The sequence below is a fragment of the Pseudonocardia acidicola genome, assembly GCF_012911935.1.
Lineage (GTDB): Bacteria > Actinomycetota > Actinomycetes > Mycobacteriales > Pseudonocardiaceae > Pseudonocardia > Pseudonocardia acidicola.
In genome coordinates, this window is record NZ_JAAXLA010000007.1 from 58,913 (window position 1) to 75,903 (window position 16,991).

A 16,991-nucleotide genomic window follows, 5' to 3' on the forward strand; every position below is an offset into this window, starting at 1 on the left:
GCGACCGCCCGCTGGGGGCTCACCGCCTCCCGCAGATGCGTGTATCGCTCCGCCCCCTCCGGTCGCCGAAGGCGCAACCCCCGCAGCTCACTGCGCGAACGCCGCGATCACCCCGGCCGCGACGGCGGCACGCTCGACCATCCCGTCGATGCTCACGTGCTCGTGCCGGGCATGCGCGCCCGCCCCCACCGCGCCGAGCCCGTCGAGGACGGGACGGCCCAGGGCCGCGGCGAAGTTGCCGTCGCTGGCCCCGCCGACCGCGGTCTCGGCGAGGTCCACCCCGATCTGTGCCGCGGCCGCCCTGGCCAGCGCGTACACGGCCGCGATAGCCGGCGACCGCTCCATCACCGGGCGGTTCCAGCCGCCGATCGGCGTGACCTCGGCTCGCGGGTCGTGGGCGCGCAGCCCGGCCATCAGCGCGTCGATCCGCGCCTGCTCCGCGGTGGTCCGCACCCGCACGTCGACGCCGGCCTCGGCCGCGCCCGCCACGACGTTGGAGCGGGTGCCGCCGCGGACCACGCCGACGTTCACGTTCGTTCCTGCGTCGGGGTCGGTGGCGTCGTGCAGGGTCCGCACCACACGGGCCAGCTCGTCGATCGCGCTCGCCCCGGCCGCCGGGTCGAGCCCGGCGTGCGACTCGACGCCGCGCACGCGCACGTCCCAGAGCCCGACGCCCTTGCGGGCGGTCTTGACCGCGCCGTCCGCGGCGGCCTCGAACACCAGCACCGCCGCGGCATCGGCACACGCCTTCTCGATCAGCGGCCGGGAGAACGGGCTCCCGATCTCCTCGTCGCCGTTGAGCAGCAGCCGCAGCGGGGGATGCGGCAGGCCGGCGGCGCGTAGCGCCCGCACCGCCCACACCGCCTGCACCAGCCCGGCCTTCATGTCGAACACCCCGGGCCCGGTGAGGCGGTCGCCGTCGATCCGCACCGGCCAGTCGGCGAGGGTGCCCGCGCTCCACACGGTGTCGTAGTGCGCCAGCAGGGTCAGCGGCCGCTCCCCCGCGCCGTCGAGCTGAAGCACGAGCACGTCCCCGTGCTCGGCGGACCCGTGTCGCGTCCGCGACGCCGGCGTCCCGAGCCGGTCGGCCACCCACCCCTCGACGTGCGCGAGTCCGGCCGCGAGCAGCGCCCGGTCGTCGCTGGGCGTCTCGTGCTCGGCGTACGCGACGAGATCGGCGACCATCTCGTCGCGATGACCGTCGAGCCGGCCGCGCAGCGCCGCGACGTCGACACGCGCCATCACGTCCGGGTACGGCACGCTCACCGCGGCACCCCCGCGAGCTCGGCGATCCGCTGTTCGTCCGTCGGGGCCCCCGCGACGGGAACCGCCGGACGCTCCTCCCCGCACCGCACGGCGATCTCCTCTCGGCGGAGGCGATCGGCGTGTTCGGCATCGACGACGACCTCGTGCCTCGCCTTCGCCAGGTGGTGGCCGAGCGTGACACCGATGGCGCCGGCCCCCACGATCACGTGCCTCACGTCAGCTCTCGTCCCTTCGTCTCGGGCATGGTCGCGTAGACGGCCACCCCGATGAGTGCCGCGACCGCCACGTACAGCCACACCCAGCCGCGCAGCCCGTTCGCGCTCATCCAGGTCGTGATGTAGGGCGCGGTGCCGCCGAAGACCGCCACGGTGAGCGCGTACGGCAGCCCGATGCCGGTGCTGCGCACCTCCGCCGGGAACTGCTCGGCCATCACGACGGCGCAGTTGGCCGAGTAGCCGGCCAGGAACGTCACGCCGACGAGCTCGACCACCAGCAGCCACCAGAACCCGCCCATCTCGAGCAGCCGGAACGCCGGGTAGGCGATCACGACGAACCCGATCGCGAAGGTCAGCAGGGTGACCTTGCGGCCGTACCGGTCGGACAGCAGCGCGACGAACGGAAGCAGGCACAGGAAGTACGTGATGGCGATCGTGCTGGCGAGCAGCGCCTCCGACAACGGGACCCCGACCGCCGCGTTCGCGTACCCGGGCATGTAGCTGATCCACACGTAGTAGGTCAGTGTCCCCGCGATCGTGATGCCTGCGACCCGCAGCGCGGCCCGCGGGTGCTCGGTGAGCATCCCGACGACGGGATTGCGGCGGGTACGGCCCTCGCTGGTCGCCCGCCGGAAGCTCTCGGTCTCCTCGACGCTCACCCGCAGCCACAGCCCGACCAGCCCGAGCAGACCGCCGATGCCGAACGCGACGCGCCAGCCCCATGACTGCATGTCGGCCTCGCTGAGCGACGAGGTCAGCACGAAGCCCATGAACGACGCGATCAGCGCCCCCGCGCCCACCGACACCTGCTGCCAGGAGCCCGCGAACGCGCGCCGCCGCGGCGCGGCCGACTCGACGAGGAACGACGAGGACGACCCGAACTCGCCGCCGGCCGAGAAGCCCTGCACCAGCCGGGCCAGCAGCAGGATCAGCGGGGCCGCGATGCCGATCGCCGCGTAGGTGGGGCAGATCGCGATGACGAAGGCCGCGGCCGCCATCAGCCCGATCGTCAGCGTGAGCCCCTTCTTGCGCCCGAGCCGGTCGGCATAGGCGCCGAGTACGGCGCCGCCGATCGGTCGCATGACGAACCCGACGGCGAACACCGCGAGCGTCGAGAGCAGCGCGGCGGCGCGGTCGCCGCTGGGGAAGAACTGCGCCGCGAAGATCGGCGCGAGCGTGCTGTAGACCACCCAGTCCACCCACTCGACGGTGTTGCCGATCGCGCCGGCGACGATCGCCTTGCGCTGCCGTACGCTCAGCCGCGTCTCGGACCCGGTGACCGCGACGGCGGTCCTCTCGCTCACGCCGGGCCGTCCGTCGCGGGGGTGATCTGCGCCCGGGCCACCTCGGCGATCCGTGCGTGCGTGGCGCACCAGACGTCCTGGTGGCCGGTGATGTGCGCGAGGAGTTCGCGCAGCACGACGAGCCGGGACCGATGCCCGATGACGTGCGGGTGCAGGGTGAGCTGGAAGAGCCCGCCCTCGGCGTACGCGGCGTCGAACTCGTCGCGCCAGATCTCGAGCAGCGCCCGCGGCGGCGTGTACGGCCGCAGCGCCCCGTAGCGCTCCATCATCAGGTAAGGGGCGTCGTCGCGGATCCACTCGACCGGAATCTCCACGATGCCGGTGCGCCGCCCGTCGGCGACCAGTTCGTAGGGTTCGTCGTCGGCCATGAGCGAGGAGTCGTAGCCGAGCCCGAACTCCTCGATGATCGCCAGCGTGTTCTCGGAGAAGTCCCAGCTCGGGGTGCGGATCCCGACCGGCCGCACGCCGCTGAGCTTCTCCAGCACCTCGATCGCCCGGCCGGTGAGGTCGAGCTCGTGCTCACGCGAGAGCAGCATGTTGCGCTCGTGGATCCAGCCGTGCACCGCCACCTCGTGGCCACCCGCGGCGTAGGCCTCGACCTCGGCGGGGTGCAGCAGCGCCGACACCGCGGGCATGAAGAAGCTGGCGGGCACACCGTGCTCGGCGAGCAGCGCCAGCACCTTGGGGGCGGCGACACGGGAGCCGTACTGGCCCTGGGCGAGTTTCCCGGGGCGGGTCTCGCCGTCACGCAGCGGGATGGTCTCGTGGTCGGGGTCGAACGAGATCGCGACCGCGCAGCGCGCCCCGCCCGGCCAGCTCGACGGCACCAGCCGCTGCCCTGCCCGCACCCGCTCGACGTGGCCGCGCCAGGTGGGCTCGTCCCACTGCCACGGCTCCATCTCGGTCGTCATCCGGTTCGCTCCTTGGTCCCGTCGTGGTTGATCCGCACGTACGCCCGCTTGAGGGTGCGGGCCTGCAGCGTCATGTCGGCGGTGCCGACACCGGGCAGCGCGCCGACGACGTCGGTCATGTAGTGGTAGAGGTCGCCGTAGCCGGGCAGGACGCCGTGCAGGCAGAGGTTGAAGCGGCCGGTCGTCGCGCTCACGTACTGCGTGGAGCGCACCTTCGCCAGCTGCGCGCCCACGTTCTCGAGCTCACCGGGCTCCACCACGAACCACTGCATGAACTCGACGTTCAGGCCGAGCAACGCGGTGTCGAAGAGCGTGCGGAGGCGCAGACACCCGCGGCGTACCAGCGACTCGACGCGCCGCGCCGCCGTGGACTCGCTGATGCCGACCGCGCCCGCGATCTGCGCGTAGCCGGCCCGCCCGTCGGCGGCGAGGACACGGGCGACCGCGAACTCCTGCTCGGTGAGCCGCTCCGGCTCGTGCCACTCCCGGTGCCCGGCCAGCACACCGTCGGGCCGCAGCAGGGCGACCGCTTCCGGGCCCAGCTGCCCGGTGTCCCACTCCTCCACCGCCGAGAACTTCCGCACGACCACCATGGACTCGGTCTCCACGATGTCGTCGGGGCGCGGCAGCCCGTCCACCAGCACGGTGGTGACGTCGCGGTGGTCTGCGACCACGAACTCCGCGGCGACGTCGGCGCTTCCCGTGACGACCGTGACGAACCTGGTGGCGGGGAGTGCCGCGAGCGCCTCGGCCACGCGGTTCGCGGTGCCCGGACGGCAGCGCAGCCGCACCTGCAGCGAGATGCCCAGCCCGCAGCGCAGGTGGTCGAGCACCCCGGTGACCCGGACGACCCCCGAATCGAGCAGCTGCTGTCCGCGGCGGGCGACGGTGGACTCGCTCGCGTCGACGGCACGGGCCACCTGCCGCCACGAGGCGCGCCCGTTGAGCTGGAGCGCAGCGACGAGGCGCCGGTCGAGCTCGTCGAGACTGACGCTATCACTCACATCTTCACTGTGGATGACGGAAACATGCGTGTCAACGAGAAGCTGTGACGATAAGAAGCACATCTGCGCGAGGAGGGACTTTTGACCGTCGCCCCGACCGGTTCGTGCGCCGTGGCGAGCGGACATGCAGGACCGCTCTGGGACTCTCGTGACCCCACGGGCCGGCAAGGTGTCACGTCGGCCCGTAGGCGGGTAGATCACGTGAATGACGCCGGGCCGCCCGGGCGCAACGACGTCACAGGCCTCGTCGGTTCAGCCCGGCAGCCGGTGGGACCGCTCGGATACCACCCCGCCGCCAACTGGCTCGGCCACGCCCTCCACTCGGCGCTGCCTGCGCCGGATCGCCACCCTGACCGCGGTCGGGCCGGCGGTCGAGATCGGCGACCGGATCGCGCTCAGGTGAGGGTGGAGAGGAAGGTGTCCTTCATCTCCCGGCCGATGTAGAAGATCCCCTTGGTCAGCTGGTCCGCCGTCCAGGTGATGGTGGGGAAGTCCTCGTACGTGGTGTAGCCGCCGGCGAAGACCTCGTTGCGGTTTCCGGCGGGGTCGAAGAAGTAGATCGTGGTGCCCCGGGTGATGCCGTGGCGGGTGGGTCCGATGTCGACCGGGACGTCGTCCATGGCGAACAGATCACCGGCGCGGAGCAGCGTGCTCCAGTCGGTGAGGTGGTAGGCGAAGTGGTGCAGCTTGCCGTTGGGACCCTTGACGAACGCGATGTCGTGCGGGGAGTTGCCGCAGAACATCCACGACCCCAGCAGCTCGGGTTGGGCGGGATCGGTGACGAGCCGTTCGGCGGGCCGGAAGTCCAGGCACTCGGCGAAGAACCGCTCCAGCAGTTCCGGGTCCTCGGTCGTCACCAGGGCGTGGTCGATGTGCGGGACCGAGACGCCACGGGGATGGCGGGGCTCGGGATCGGGGTTGAGGACCCCCGTCTCGGTGCCCACGTACTCGATCTCGTGGTAGAGCTCGAGCGTGTGCTCGGAGGGAAGGGTGATGCGCACCCCGTCCCCGACGGCGAGGTTGTCGCCCTGGCTCATCCGCTCGGTGACGCAGCCGAACTGCTGGCTGCGCTTCTCGAAGACGTCCAGGTCGTCGGAGCGGGAGACCTTGTAGCCGAGCTTGACCAGCCCGACGCCGCCCCCCTCGAGGACCACGGAGTGGTGGTCGTACTCGTCCCAGGCCTTGTAGTAGACGCGGCCCGAAGTCTCGGCGGCCACGCTCATCCCCAGGGTGTCGCCGTAGTGCTTGCGTGCGTCGTCCAGGTCCGTGACCCGCACGTGTACGTACCCGAGTCGCATGACGCCCATGGCAGGCTCCTCACGTCGTTGTCGGTGGTGCCGGGATGTCGGTGGGGATCGGAGCTACGCGCTCCCGGGCGTGGTGGCGGGGTCCGCGCCGGTGACCCACGGGAAGAAGCAACGAAGGGTTTCGTTGCGAAGTGCGACGGTGATCGGGCCGGACCGGGCGAGCGCCCGGCAGGACAGCGCCGTCCCGGTAGCACGCTCCTCGCCGGTCAGGACGGTGTCGGCGACCACGACGTCGTAGCCGACCTCGCCGGTCAGCACGTCGACCTTGCACTGCCCGCACCCTCCGCGGCGGCAGCCGTGGCGATGCGAGTAGCCGTGGCGGCGCAGCCCGTCGAGCAGCGCCTCGCCCGGGCGCAGGCCGATCGTGACCGCCGACGGATGAATCGTCACGTCGATCGAATCGTCGTCGGGCACCGACGGCTTCAGATCCATCCGGCGGCGAACTCCTCGGCCAGCTGCTCCATCGCGTCTACCTGCAGCGGGAGCGCGGCGAGTGCGGAGGGCCGCGAGCAGCGTCCGGTCGAATCCAGCCCGTCCCCGCGACGGTGGAAGGCGCCGCCGTGGAACACCAGCGGGTCGTTCTCCCGGATTGCGAGGTCGTGGACCCGACCGAGGAAGAGCACGTGATCGCCGCCGTCGTAGGAGCGCCACGGAGTGCATTCGAGGGTGGCGTGGGTGTGCCGTAGCCGCGGGGCGTGGTGCCCCTGCTCCCATTCGATGACCGCCGAGTCCTGGGGGCGGCCTGCGAAGGTCAGAGCGACCCCGACCTGGCGGGCCGAGAGGACATTGACGGTGAACGGCGCGTCCTGCAGCAGGGGGCATGCCCTGGCCTTGCGGGCGATCGAGACCAGGACCAGGGGCGGATCGAGCGACACGGAGCTGAACGCGTTGACGGTGGCACCGCGCGGCTCGCCGTCGTGAGAGTAGGTGACCACGGTGACGCCGGTCGCGAACCGGCCGAGGCACGAGCGGAGCCGTGCCGCCTCGATCGCCGCCGGCGGATCGACCGCTCGGGGTGTGCCGCATGCGGTATCGGTCAACTCGGCTCCTTCCTCCGTTGGACGAACCAGATCCAGCCGGCGCGAGCTGCCGGCGTGGTGCTCAGCCGACCTGCGTGTCGCCGGCACCGGCCGGCGGATCGAGGTCGGGGTGGGCGACCGGGGACTTCTCCGGCTGAGCGAGACTGACCATGTCGACGCGGTGCAGACGCGTCGCGGTCTCCAGCCGCTTGCGGTCCTTCCCCCGGATGGCTTCGAGGATCTGGGCGTGCACGCGCAGGTTGTGGTCGACCGTTTGCTCGTACCCGGCGGTCCAGGCCGCGCGGACGAGCGCCCCGGTCAGCACCGTGACGAGACTGTCGTAGATCCCGGTCAGCACGGTGACGCCCGTCGACCGTGCGATGGCCCGGTGGAACTCGACGTTCGCCTCGAAAAAGCCGTGGGGGTCGCCCGCCGAGGCGTGCATTCCCTGCAACCCCCGCTCCATCGCGGCGTGGTCGGCCGGCGTGGAGTTCTGCAGAGCGAGGTTGTTGAACAGCTCCTCGAGGAGCGTCCGGGACTCGAAGATCTCCAGGGGGGGCACGGTCAACCCCTGGAACCACAGGTCCAGGGCCCCGAGGCGGACGCCGGGCGGCTGGTCGGCGGTGAACACCCCGCCGCTCGGCCCGGGCTTGACCGTGATGAGCTCGCGATCGCGCAGCAGCCGCAGCGCCTCGTTCATCACCCCCGGGCTGACCTCGAACCGGCTGATCAGCTCGGTTCGCAGTCCCAGCCGGGTCCCCGCGGGGTGCCCGGCCCGCAGGATCTCCATCTCGAGCCGGGCCGCGACATCCTCGGCACGCGACGCGCCGCTTCTCGAAGCAGTCTCCCTGGCCACAGCGCCACCCTCCGTGATCTCCGGGTTCTCCCGGTCCGGGCCGTCTCTCCGGCCGACAGTGTCCCGCCGCCGGCACGGCCCCGACCGGGGCCGGTCAGCTGCTGACGACGCCGGTGCGCCGCACGTCGTCGTTGTTGACCAGGTCCGGGACCGTCCAGCCGTCGAGGTCGTACTCGGACATGCACCTGTCGACCATGGCCTTGTAGGCGTCGATCTGGCCCGACTGCAGCTGGCCGAGGTAGGCCTCGATGCGCAGGTTCTCGTGATTCCCGGAGTAGTTGCGCTCGTAGAGCTCGTGGCGACCGCCGAACTCGGTGCCGATGGCGTCCCATACCAGCTTCATCAGCTTGACCCGATCCTCGGCCGAGCGGCCGGCAGAGCCGCGGACGTACTGGTCCAGGTAGGGACGTAGCTCTGGGTTCTTCCAGTCCTCCGAGCTGGAGGGCAGGTAGATCAGCGCGCTGGCGACGTCCTGCTCGAAGATCTCCTTCGCCCGCGGGTAGGCCTGCGTCATCATCAGCCGGTACACCGCGGCCGAATCGGGGTTGGGCACGCAGGTGCCGTCCGGCCACGACGCGGGGTTGTCCACCATGGAGTCCACGCACGTCCAAAACAGATTTCGCAGGCAGACCAGCTCGCCGATCCGCGTCTGGACCCCGCGAAAGTTCGACGTGCCGGTCATCTCGAGGGCCTTGGTGAGCAGCCCGACGAGGAAATCGAACTTCACCGCCAGCCGCACGCAACCGTGCAGCATCGCGCGGAACACGAACCCGGAGCCGGCAAAGAAGTTGTTGGCCTTGTCGACGTCGTAGCAGAAGACGCTGTCCCACGGGACCAGGACACGGTCCATGATCAGGATCGAGTCGTTCTCGTCGAGCCGGCTCGAGAGCGGGTAGTCGAACGGGCTGCCGTTCGTGGCCGCGTTCAGTTCGTAGGACGAACGGCAGATCAGCTTCAGCCCGGGGGTGTTCATCGGCACCATGAAGATCGCAGAGAACTCCTTGGACTTCACCGGCAGCGGACCGTAGTTGCCGACGAAGTTGTAGTGGGTGAGCGCGGAGTTGGTCGCGACGACCTTGGCCCCCGAGACGATCAGCCCCTCGTCGGTCTCCTCGACCACCCGCATGTAGACATCAGCGGCGGCCTCCATGCCCAGGTCGCGGTCCACCGGCGGGTTGATGATCGCGTGGTTCACGTAGAGGAGCCGCTCCTGGGCCTCGACGTACCAGCGCTTCGCGTTGTCCTGGTAGGGCGCGTAGAAGTCGGTGTTCGATCCCAGCGTCGACAGGAACGACGCCTTGTAGTCGGGGCTGCGCCCGAGCCAGCCATAGGTCATGCGCGCCCATTCCGCCGACGCTTCCGCCCCCGCCCGCAGTTCGGCGGGCGAGTAGGGCGCCTTGTAGAAGGGGTGGGTGAACCCGCCGTTGCCGGTGTCGGTCGGCACGGCCAGGGTGCCCTGGTTCGCCGGGTCGTGCATCGCGTCGTACATCCGGGCGATCATGCGGGCGCAGTTGCGGAAGGCGGGGTGGGTGGCCACGTTGTCGACCCGCTCGCCGTGGATCCAGATCTCGCGCCCGTCGTTCAGGCTCTCCAAGTACTCGGCGCCGGTGAACGGGCGACGGGTGTTCTCGGTGGTCGTGGCGGACGGCTCACTGGTCATCTGCGTCATTGCAGCACTTCCTTCGTGAGAGATCGATGTCCGGTGGGCCGCGCAGCGGGCCCGGCAGAGAGTCAGGTCCAGCTGAAAGTTCTGAATCCTGCACGAAGGTAACTTGTACCCTTGGCTGCGTCAACAGCGCTTCTACCAGCTATTTCCTAGCGACATTGTCTCGCACATGAGGGTAAACCTGCTGAAAGTTTTTGCTACGGTGCACGAGCCGGCTGCGGTCCAGCCGGGCCTGCGACACGACACCGGAGGTCAGTGATGACCCAGAGCGTGACCGCCGCCGATCCCGAGATCGGCCTGACGATCGAGGCGGCGGGGATCCGCACCAACTACCACGACCACGGAGCCGGTGAGCCCGTCCTGCTCGTGCACGGCTCCGGCCCGGGCGTGTCGGCGTGGGCCAACTGGCGGGGGGTGTTGCCTCAGCTGGCGACCGACCGGCGCGTCGTTGCGCCGGACATCGTCGGATTCGGGTATACCGAGCGCCCCGCCGGCTTCGTCTTCTCCCAGCGGGCTTGGGTGGACCACCTCGTCGGGCTCCTCGACGCCCTCGAGCTGCACACGGTCTCGGTGGTGGGCAACAGCTTCGGCGGTGCGCTGGCCCTGTGGCTGGCCGACCGGCACCCCGACCGGGTGGCCAGGCTCGTGCTGATGGGCAGCGCCGGCACCCGCTTCGATCTCACCTCTGGTCTCGACGCCGTCTGGGGCTACCAGCCGTCCGTGGAGAACATGGCACAGCTGCTCGAGCTTTTCGCCTACGACCGTTCCCTGCTCGGGCCCGACCTCGCGCAGCTGCGGTACGAGGCCTCGGTCCGCCCGGGCGTGCACGAGTCCTACTCCGCGATGTTCCCTGCGCCCCGCCAGGCCGGCATCGATGCACTCGCCCTGTCCGACGACGCCCTGCGAGCACTACCGCACGACACGCTGATCGTGCACGGCCGGGAGGACAAGGTGATCCCGCTGTCCTCGTCGCTGCGGCTCAGTGAGCTCATCGCCCGGTCGCAGCTACACGTCTTCGGACAGTGCGGGCACTGGACCCAGATCGAGAAGTGCGCCGAGTTCGTACACCTGTTGCGCGGGTTCCTCCCGGTGTGAGGCCGGCTGCGGCTCACGAACCGGCTGCCGGCGAGGGTCTCCGCGTCGGCAGCGGATGTGCCGGCCGGGACGCGGGCGCTCGACGGCGCCGCGCGCACCCGCATCCCCGTCCCGCCCTTCACCGACGCCCTTCGGTCGATGCCCGCCTGCTGATCGGCGGGCAGGGTTCGTAGCCGGCGCCGGCGCGGCGGATGACCTCGCGCCAGATGCCGCCGATGGTGAGTATCTGGGCGCCCGACTGCCCGGCGGGTGAGCCCGGGGGCGGGCGGGCCGGCCGGCGGCACGAGCGAGGCGGTGATGTCGGTGGTGTCGGCGAAGATCGAAGTCTGCCGGCCCCGGGTCGCCCCGAGAACCCGACGGCGCCGAAAGACTCGAACCACACCGAAAAGATTCGGACCGCTGCGACGAACAGGCGATTGCGCAAACGCGCTCGTGCTGCCACGGTTGCCGGGCAGACCCGCCGCTGTGCGGCCTTGCCACGCAGTGGCAGTCGACGAGTGGAGGTGGTCGCCATGGCGCCGTTCGATCCGGAATGGATGACGGCCTGGCAAGAGGCCGTCAATCGGGACCGGGCGATGGAATATCTGCGACACTTCATGGACGCGGACTTCGTCCTCGGCTTCGGAGACAAAGAATACCTCGTGTCGGTCCGTGGTGGCAATGTCGAGCGAGTGTCCGATTCATGGACCATTCAGGACACCTGGGACTTCACTCTCCGCGGCCCCCGGGAATCGTGGCAGAAATTCATCGAGCCGGTCCCGCCGCCGATGTACAACGACATCTGGGCGATGGCTCATCCGCTGCACGGACGGCTGCGGATGGAGGGCAACGTCAAGGTGCTCTGGCAGCACCTGCGGTCGGTGACCTGGATGCTCGATCACATGCGCCGACTCGAGCCGGTGACCGCATGAGCACCCGACGCAGCAGGCAAGGGGCACCAGAGAAGGTAGGAGCTCAGGACGATGGCGGCGAAACACGATCCCATTGTCGGTCGTTACGTTTACGTTCCCTATGACGGAACGGAATACCGGGTGTTCTACGAGGAGACCGGCGACGGAACTCCTCTGGTGTGTCTGCACACCGCCGGCACCGATTCCCGCGAGTACCGCCACCAGCTTGCCGATCCCGACATCACAAGCCAGTTCCGGGTGATCGCCCTGGATCTTCCACGACACGGCAAGTCGATCCCCCCGCCGGGCTTCCAGAATGAGGAGTACCGGTTGACGGCGAAGTTCTACTCCGAGTTCGTCATGGCATTCTGTGCAGCCCTCGACTTGGAACGCCCCGTCATCATGGGCAGCTCGATGGGCGGTAACATCTGTCTGCACCTGGCACTCAAGTTCGAGGACAAAGTGCGCGCTCTGATCGCGATCGAGGCGTGCGACTATTCACCCGGCTGGTTCATCGACTGGCTCTACCACCCCGAGGTGCATGGTGGGGAGGCATGCGCCACCTCGGTGTTCGGGCTGATGGCGCCGCAGAGCCCGGAGGACTACCGCTGGGAGACCTGGTGGTACTACGCCCAGGGCGGCCCCGGCATCTTCCGCGGCGATCTGCACTTCTACAGCGTCGACCACGACTTCCGGCAGCTCGCCGAGAAGATCAGCGGCAACGTGCCGATGTACCTCATGACCGGCGTCTATGACTTCGCCTGTACCCCGGAGATGACCGCCCAGACCGGGAAGAAGATCAAGGGCAGCGAAACCATCATCATGGAGGACATCGGACATTTCCCGATGTGTGAGAACCCGGTGACCTTCAAGAGGTACCTCATGCCCGTGCTGGAGCAGATCACCAAGCGGGAAGTCGAGGCGCAGCCCAGCGCCTGAGCCACGACCCTCTTCATCGATGCCCACCGTCGGTAAGCCGAATGGCTTGGGCGGCGAGGTCGCCGGGAACCCGTTCGGTTCTCGGCGTGCCGACCCGCTCGGCCCGCAGGCGGAAAGGTGAGGAGCAGGCTTGTGCACAGCCTGAACGAGGTCAATCTCTGTCGCTGCCGGGTGGTTCCCGGCGACCGATCGGGTAGTGACATGCGGCCGGCAGCGGGGCAGGCAACAAAGCGCCGACTCAGCAGACTGCTCCCGGGCACATCGGTGGTGGCGTGCTTCGCGAGGGTGCAGCCGCGCATGTGGCGGCGGTGGCCGCGCTCGGCCACGTTCATGCCACCGCCTACGCCGTGTGTGGGTTCGCCGCGATCCTCAGCGTGGCTGCCATGCACGGCGGAACCCACAAGGAATGCGATCGAGGCCGGGTTGCTGGTCGACAAGGGCGTCGTGCCGATCGCATCCACTGACCGGCAAATCCGGTCCGGACTCGCGCGCCTGGGCGCACCAAGCCGACGACCCCGGTGACTGCTCCAGGTCCCTCAACGCGTCGAAGGAGGCACCATGCCGACATACATCCTGCTCAGCACGCTGGTGGGCGACGGGGGGCAGACCCTGCACAGCCATCCCGACCGGCTGCGGGCGGTCGACGACGAGGTCAAGGTCATGGGCTGCCAGGTTCTCGCCCAATATGCGGTGCTCGGCCCGTATGACTTCATCACGATTCTGGAAGCGCCGGACAACGAGACGGTGGCGCATCTGTCGGTCGATTTGGCCTCCCGGGGAACGGTGAAGATCCAGACTCTGGCTGCCGTCCCGCTGGAGTCCTTCATCGACAAGCTCAAGAGCCATGAACAACTCGGCCGAGGCGAGATCGCAACAAGCTAGCAGCCTTCCTTCACCGGAGACCCTCGCGCCGTGCGGCGGGGCCCGGACGGGGTGGTGACGTGCGTGCTCGACACCTCCGGCGGGGGCTGCGCCACCCACCTGGCCGGGGCGGCCGATACGCGGCCATCGTCGTCGTGCTGATCATCATCGAGGCCCGGCGGGCGGACCCGACCCAGTCGTCGAGCTGCGAGAAGATCGAGGCCCTCGGGCTCGACGGACCCGCCTGCCAGGGCTGAGACCTGGTAGGACCGTGCGACACGAACACCGTGTGTCGCACGGTCCCCGCCATGCCCCGGAGCGGAGATCCCTGTCGACAGGGGCCGACGGGTCCACCGCGCCCGTCTGTGCCGTTGCCGGGCCGCCCCGCGCGCCCCGGACGGGTCGAGCATCCGACGCAGGAGTTGCCAGGGCCCTCCACCGTTGCCCCCGAATTGGGCAAACGCAGGGGTGGGCTGCCCGAGTGGCGACGCCGGGGGAACCCCACGGCAAGGACCGGTCGCCCATTCGAGTTCCACGGCAGCGGTGAACGGTCACATCCTGCGGTCGACGGTTGCGCTGCGGAACGGCCGGGACCTCGAAGCGGCGGTCGAGGGAACACATCGTGATGACGGGTTCGGGCGGCTACGTTTGGTGAACAGGCGCAGACGACACGGGCCGCCGTCTCGGAGTGCCCGCCGGAGGTGATGGCCGGCGTCGGGAAGGCCCCGCGGGTTCGTGCGCGCCAAGATCGTCGCGCAGGTGAACCTGGGCGTGCGAGGCCAATGCAGCAGTCAGCGCCACTCGTCGAGGACCCATAGTCACGCACCGCAGTTACGACGGTAGCTAAGCAACCCGTAACCACACCGGCGACCCGCCATCCCGACGCCGGAACGCCCCCCGGTGTCGCCCGTACGGCCCCACCGGCACCCGCCTGTCACGGCTGACCTCGCGGCAGGGCTGCCGGCCCCGCCGCGAGGTCGCCGTGGTCGGCCGGCACCGCGGGCGCCCCGCGCGATCACCGCCCGATTCGAACTGTTCTGCCGCTGGGCCGGCCGGATGGCGCTGCACCGCGCCGCGGATCGGCTGAGCACCGACTGACAGGCGCCTCAGGGCGAACGTCGACTGACAGGGCACCAGTCCTCGACTGCAGAATCACCTTCGCGGGAGCGCGGAGGGCCAGGAAGCGGAACCCATCCCCGCCTCGGCGGTGATCCTGATCAGCTCGTCGGCCAGCTTCGTCCGCAGGGCGTCGTGGCGGCTGTCGAGCCGGTACCGCGGGTCCTTGCGGTCCGGGTAGGCCCACATGTCGACGGCGGCTCCGGGCTGCCCCCCTAGCGTCGGGGTGGTTCCCAGTGGTGGTCGCAACACGATGATCGAGAATGGGGTCTCGTGTTGTCGTCTCGTCGTGTCCGCAAGGGGCCCGGTCGTCGCCCGCGGTCAGACAAGCGTCAGCGGTTTCTCTGGCTGATCGCGCGGGGCTGGAGCCGCGGCTACAAGGTCTACACGAACGGCGAGGTCGTCGCGTTCGTCCCTGCGCTGGACCCGCTGCTGCTCGCTCCGATCAGCGACCGGTTCCGGTCCCAGGACGAGCGCCTCGAGATGGCCGACATGCGCCGCGCCGGGCACTCGATCCGCGCGTCGCCGAGGCGCTCGGCCGGTCGCCGCCGACGGTCAGCCGGGAGCTGCGACGCAACGCCGCCGCGGACGGGCAGTACCGGCCCTTCGAGGCCCACCGCAAGGCCGCACTGCGCCGTCGGCGCCGGCGGCCGACCAAGCTGACGACCCGCCGACAGCTGTCGATGGTCGTGACGGAGCGCCTGACCTGGCGGTGGAGCCCGCAACAGGTCAGCCGTGACCTACACGAGAGCTTCCCCGGCCGCGCCGACCTGCGCCTCTGCGCGGAGTCGATCCACCAGGCGATCTACCGCCCGGATAGTCCACTCCTGCGGCCACCGGTGGTTCTGGCCCCGGCCCGGTCACCGCTGCGCACCGGTCGCGATCACCGTCGCGCGCATATCCCTGGTCGGGGACGACTCGGGGACGACGGGGCCGGTTCAGCGGCACCACGCTGAGCATCCACGAGCGCCCGTTCCCGCCCGAGGATCGCACCGTGCCCGGGCACCGGGAGGCAGATCTGCTCGTCGGGCCGCTACACCGGCCGGGGATCGGCACCCTGGTCGAGCGGCAGACCCGCTACGTCAAACTGGTGCACCTACCGCGCCGCGACTCCGAAACCGTCACCAACGCCCTGGTCCAGACCCTCGGAGCGCTTCCCCGCGCCTTCGCCATCTCGCTCACCTGGGATCAGGGGACCGAGATGGCGCGCTACGCAGCGATCACCGCCGCGCTCGACACCCCGGTCTGCTTCTGCGATCCCGGTTCACCCTGGCAGCGCGGTAGCAACGAGAACACGAACGGGCTGCTGCGCCAGTACTTTCCCCAAGGGCACCGACCTGTCCGAGCACAGCCCCGCTGCGCTCGGACGGGTCGAGCACGAGCTCAACCACCGGCCCCGAGCGGTCCTCGGATACCGCAGCCCCGCAGCACTACTTGATCAACTGCTGGCGTCCGGATCCCAGCCAGTGTTGCGATGACTCCTGGAAACCACCTGGGGATCAAGCGCGCTGCAGACGTTCTGCACCGCTTCGCCCAGCAGCGACATCTCGAGCAGGAAGTCAGCCCGCTCGGAGCGAGGCAGGTCGGTGAGATGGTTCGCCTCGGCCCGGTAGAGACACAGGCAGTACCCGGGAGGTGCTGGGTGTCGCCGATGACCGCCCAGCCCGTCTTGAGCCGGGCGAGCACGGTGGGATTCTCGCCGCGTTCCGCGGCCGCGAGGCGGTCTTCCACACCACTCATGATCCGCCCGGGCTGCGAGGGCCGATCCATCAGCGCCGTCCTGGTCCCCGGTCGGGTGTCAGCAGCAGACGCCCGGAGGTCAGCTCACCGGGCCGGAGCGCGGTCGATGAGCCCGCGCCCGGCCCGGGCCGGCGCGCTGAGAGGAGAACCCACGCACGGACCCCGCCACCGGCGCGAGGGTGGGCCCGCACGCCGACTCCATCCCCTTCGGCCAGCCCCTCCGGGGCCCGGCGCTGCCCGGACCCGGCCTCGCCCGGAGAGGGGACAAAAGCCACCCACAAGGGCGGAGATGATCACCAGAAACCCGCGAGCACGCATCTGAGCAGTACGAATCCAAGAGGAGAGGACCGATCCGATGGCACTGGAGCTGCCGATCAAGAAGACCACCCAGGCCCCGTCGCCCGAGGTGTGGTGCCGCATCTGCGGGTGTCGCGTGCGGGGCCACGCGTCCGGCATCGCCGAACTGTGCTCCCGGCCCTGCTGCCGGGAGGCCTACGTGGCCCGTCCCGAAGTGGAGTGATCGAGATGGATTGGCGCCAGAAGGGTGCCTGCCGCGACAAGGACCCGGAGCTGTTCTTCCCGGTCGGTACCAGCGGGCCGGCCCTGGCCCAGCTCGCCGAGGCCAAGGCCGTGTGCACCCGCTGCCCGGTGGCCGACCGGTGCCTGGACTGGGCGTTGACGACCGGGGAGGACGCCGGCGTCTGGGGCGGGCTCAGCGAGCACGAGCGCCGCGCCCTGCAGCGCCAGCAGCGCAAGATCGCGCGCGTCGCCTGAACACCGCTGCAGGGCGACCGCCCAGGGG

18 protein-coding genes and 1 pseudogene are annotated in these 16,991 nt (G+C 70.0%); 8 read left to right on the top strand and 11 right to left on the bottom strand.

The genetic code is table 11. The annotated features are described in order from the left end of the window. Window positions 1–87: 87 nt before the first annotated feature. From HF526_RS05895 to HF526_RS05940, 10 genes are all read right to left on the bottom strand, one after another. A complete protein-coding gene (locus tag HF526_RS05895) occupies window positions 88–1,266 on the bottom strand; it encodes a M20 family metallopeptidase (RefSeq protein WP_338051323.1) in 1,179 nt (392 codons plus the stop codon). After that, window positions 1,263–1,481 carry a 2-dehydropantoate 2-reductase N-terminal domain-containing protein gene (locus tag HF526_RS05900; protein ID WP_169380236.1) on the bottom strand — a complete coding sequence of 73 codons (219 nt, stop codon included), beginning with the start codon at window positions 1,479–1,481 and terminating at the stop codon, window positions 1,263–1,265. The genes HF526_RS05895 and HF526_RS05900 overlap by 4 nt, the downstream gene beginning before the upstream one ends. Next, window positions 1,478–2,785 (bottom strand): MFS transporter, encoded by a 1,308-nt coding sequence (locus HF526_RS05905; protein WP_169380237.1) that lies wholly within the window; start codon window positions 2,783–2,785, stop codon window positions 1,478–1,480. Before HF526_RS05905 ends, HF526_RS05900 begins: the two co-directional genes overlap by 4 nt. Next, window positions 2,782–3,696: a polysaccharide deacetylase family protein gene (locus HF526_RS05910; RefSeq protein ID WP_169380238.1), complete on the bottom strand. Its 915-nt coding sequence runs from the start codon at window positions 3,694–3,696 to the stop codon at window positions 2,782–2,784. Before HF526_RS05910 ends, HF526_RS05905 begins: the two co-directional genes overlap by 4 nt. Further along, window positions 3,693–4,700, bottom strand: a complete 1,008-nt coding sequence (locus tag HF526_RS05915; protein WP_169380239.1) for an AsnC family transcriptional regulator — start codon at window positions 4,698–4,700, stop codon at window positions 3,693–3,695. Before HF526_RS05915 ends, HF526_RS05910 begins: the two co-directional genes overlap by 4 nt. Window positions 4,701–5,095: 395 nt before the next feature. Then, the gene (locus HF526_RS05920) at window positions 5,096–6,007 is read right to left on the bottom strand and encodes a catechol 2,3-dioxygenase (RefSeq protein WP_169380240.1); all 912 of its coding nucleotides are present in this window, start codon (window positions 6,005–6,007) and stop codon (window positions 5,096–5,098) included. A 54-nt stretch (window positions 6,008–6,061) separates the two neighbouring features. Then, window positions 6,062–6,439 carry a 2Fe-2S iron-sulfur cluster-binding protein gene (locus HF526_RS05925; RefSeq protein WP_169380241.1) on the bottom strand — a complete coding sequence of 126 codons (378 nt, stop codon included), beginning with the start codon at window positions 6,437–6,439 and terminating at the stop codon, window positions 6,062–6,064. Beyond that, window positions 6,430–7,047, bottom strand: coding sequence for a flavin reductase family protein (locus HF526_RS05930; protein WP_211176824.1), 618 nt, complete (start codon window positions 7,045–7,047; stop codon window positions 6,430–6,432). The genes HF526_RS05925 and HF526_RS05930 overlap by 10 nt, the downstream gene beginning before the upstream one ends. Window positions 7,048–7,108: 61 nt before the next feature. After that, a complete protein-coding gene (locus HF526_RS36810) occupies window positions 7,109–7,882 on the bottom strand; it encodes a FadR/GntR family transcriptional regulator (RefSeq protein ID WP_211176825.1) in 774 nt (257 codons plus the stop codon). 94 nt (window positions 7,883–7,976) lie between these two features. After that, complete coding sequence (locus tag HF526_RS05940; RefSeq protein ID WP_169380242.1) at window positions 7,977–9,542, bottom strand: 4-hydroxyphenylacetate 3-hydroxylase family protein; 1,566 nt, start codon at window positions 9,540–9,542, stop codon at window positions 7,977–7,979. Between the two features lie 264 nt (window positions 9,543–9,806). Between HF526_RS05940 and HF526_RS05945 the strand changes: the two genes are divergently transcribed. The 5 genes from HF526_RS05945 to HF526_RS05965 all read left to right on the top strand — a co-directional run bounded on the left by HF526_RS05945 (window position 9,807) and on the right by HF526_RS05965 (window position 13,590). After that, window positions 9,807–10,643 (top strand): alpha/beta fold hydrolase, encoded by an 837-nt coding sequence (locus HF526_RS05945; RefSeq protein ID WP_169380243.1) that lies wholly within the window; start codon window positions 9,807–9,809, stop codon window positions 10,641–10,643. 512 nt (window positions 10,644–11,155) lie between these two features. Next, entirely contained in the window at window positions 11,156–11,554 is a 399-nt protein-coding gene (locus HF526_RS05950) for a hypothetical protein (protein ID WP_169380244.1), read from the top strand. A 51-nt stretch (window positions 11,555–11,605) separates the two neighbouring features. Further along, window positions 11,606–12,472 carry an alpha/beta fold hydrolase gene (locus tag HF526_RS05955; protein WP_169380245.1) on the top strand — a complete coding sequence of 289 codons (867 nt, stop codon included), beginning with the start codon at window positions 11,606–11,608 and terminating at the stop codon, window positions 12,470–12,472. A 558-nt stretch (window positions 12,473–13,030) separates the two neighbouring features. Beyond that, the gene (locus HF526_RS05960) at window positions 13,031–13,354 is read left to right on the top strand and encodes a GYD domain-containing protein (RefSeq protein ID WP_169380246.1); all 324 of its coding nucleotides are present in this window, start codon (window positions 13,031–13,033) and stop codon (window positions 13,352–13,354) included. Window positions 13,355–13,413: 59 nt separating this feature from the next. Then, on the top strand, window positions 13,414–13,590 hold the full coding sequence (locus HF526_RS05965; protein ID WP_169380247.1) for a hypothetical protein: 177 nt from the start codon (window positions 13,414–13,416) through the stop codon (window positions 13,588–13,590). Window positions 13,591–14,485: 895 nt separating this feature from the next. On the opposite strand, the gene HF526_RS05970 is transcribed toward HF526_RS05965, so the two are convergent. Next, window positions 14,486–14,701 carry a hypothetical protein gene (locus HF526_RS05970; RefSeq protein WP_169380248.1) on the bottom strand — a complete coding sequence of 72 codons (216 nt, stop codon included), beginning with the start codon at window positions 14,699–14,701 and terminating at the stop codon, window positions 14,486–14,488. A 679-nt stretch (window positions 14,702–15,380) separates the two neighbouring features. Here HF526_RS05970 and HF526_RS37290 point away from each other — a divergent pair. The 3 genes and pseudogenes from HF526_RS37290 to HF526_RS05985 form a co-directional block, all read left to right on the top strand. Continuing rightward, window positions 15,381–15,887, top strand: a pseudogene (locus HF526_RS37290) (IS30 family transposase); the annotation flags it as partial. A 657-nt stretch (window positions 15,888–16,544) separates the two neighbouring features. Further along, on the top strand, window positions 16,545–16,709 hold the full coding sequence (locus HF526_RS05980) for a hypothetical protein (protein ID WP_169380249.1): 165 nt from the start codon (window positions 16,545–16,547) through the stop codon (window positions 16,707–16,709). A 5-nt stretch (window positions 16,710–16,714) separates the two neighbouring features. Continuing rightward, window positions 16,715–16,963, top strand: coding sequence for a WhiB family transcriptional regulator (locus HF526_RS05985; protein ID WP_169380250.1), 249 nt, complete (start codon window positions 16,715–16,717; stop codon window positions 16,961–16,963). Window positions 16,964–16,991 lie beyond the last annotated feature (28 nt).

What these genes read in the sequence shown, in the direction of transcription:
- HF526_RS05910 (WP_169380238.1), bottom strand. Translation starts at nt 3,696, where the DNA reads ATGACGACCGAGATGGAGCCGTGGCAGTGGGACGAGCCCACCTGGCGC.
- HF526_RS05920 (WP_169380240.1), bottom strand. Translation starts at nt 6,007, where the DNA reads ATGGGCGTCATGCGACTCGGGTACGTACACGTGCGGGTCACGGACCTG.
- HF526_RS05925 (WP_169380241.1), bottom strand. Translation starts at nt 6,439, where the DNA reads ATGGATCTGAAGCCGTCGGTGCCCGACGACGATTCGATCGACGTGACG.
- HF526_RS05940 (WP_169380242.1), bottom strand. Translation starts at nt 9,542, where the DNA reads ATGACCAGTGAGCCGTCCGCCACGACCACCGAGAACACCCGTCGCCCG.
- HF526_RS05945 (WP_169380243.1), top strand. Translation starts at nt 9,807, where the DNA reads ATGACCCAGAGCGTGACCGCCGCCGATCCCGAGATCGGCCTGACGATC.
- HF526_RS05950 (WP_169380244.1), top strand. Translation starts at nt 11,156, where the DNA reads ATGGCGCCGTTCGATCCGGAATGGATGACGGCCTGGCAAGAGGCCGTC.
- HF526_RS05955 (WP_169380245.1), top strand. Translation starts at nt 11,606, where the DNA reads ATGGCGGCGAAACACGATCCCATTGTCGGTCGTTACGTTTACGTTCCC.
- HF526_RS05960 (WP_169380246.1), top strand. Translation starts at nt 13,031, where the DNA reads ATGCCGACATACATCCTGCTCAGCACGCTGGTGGGCGACGGGGGGCAG.
- HF526_RS05980 (WP_169380249.1), top strand. Translation starts at nt 16,545, where the DNA reads ATGGCACTGGAGCTGCCGATCAAGAAGACCACCCAGGCCCCGTCGCCC.
- HF526_RS05985 (WP_169380250.1), top strand. Translation starts at nt 16,715, where the DNA reads ATGGATTGGCGCCAGAAGGGTGCCTGCCGCGACAAGGACCCGGAGCTG.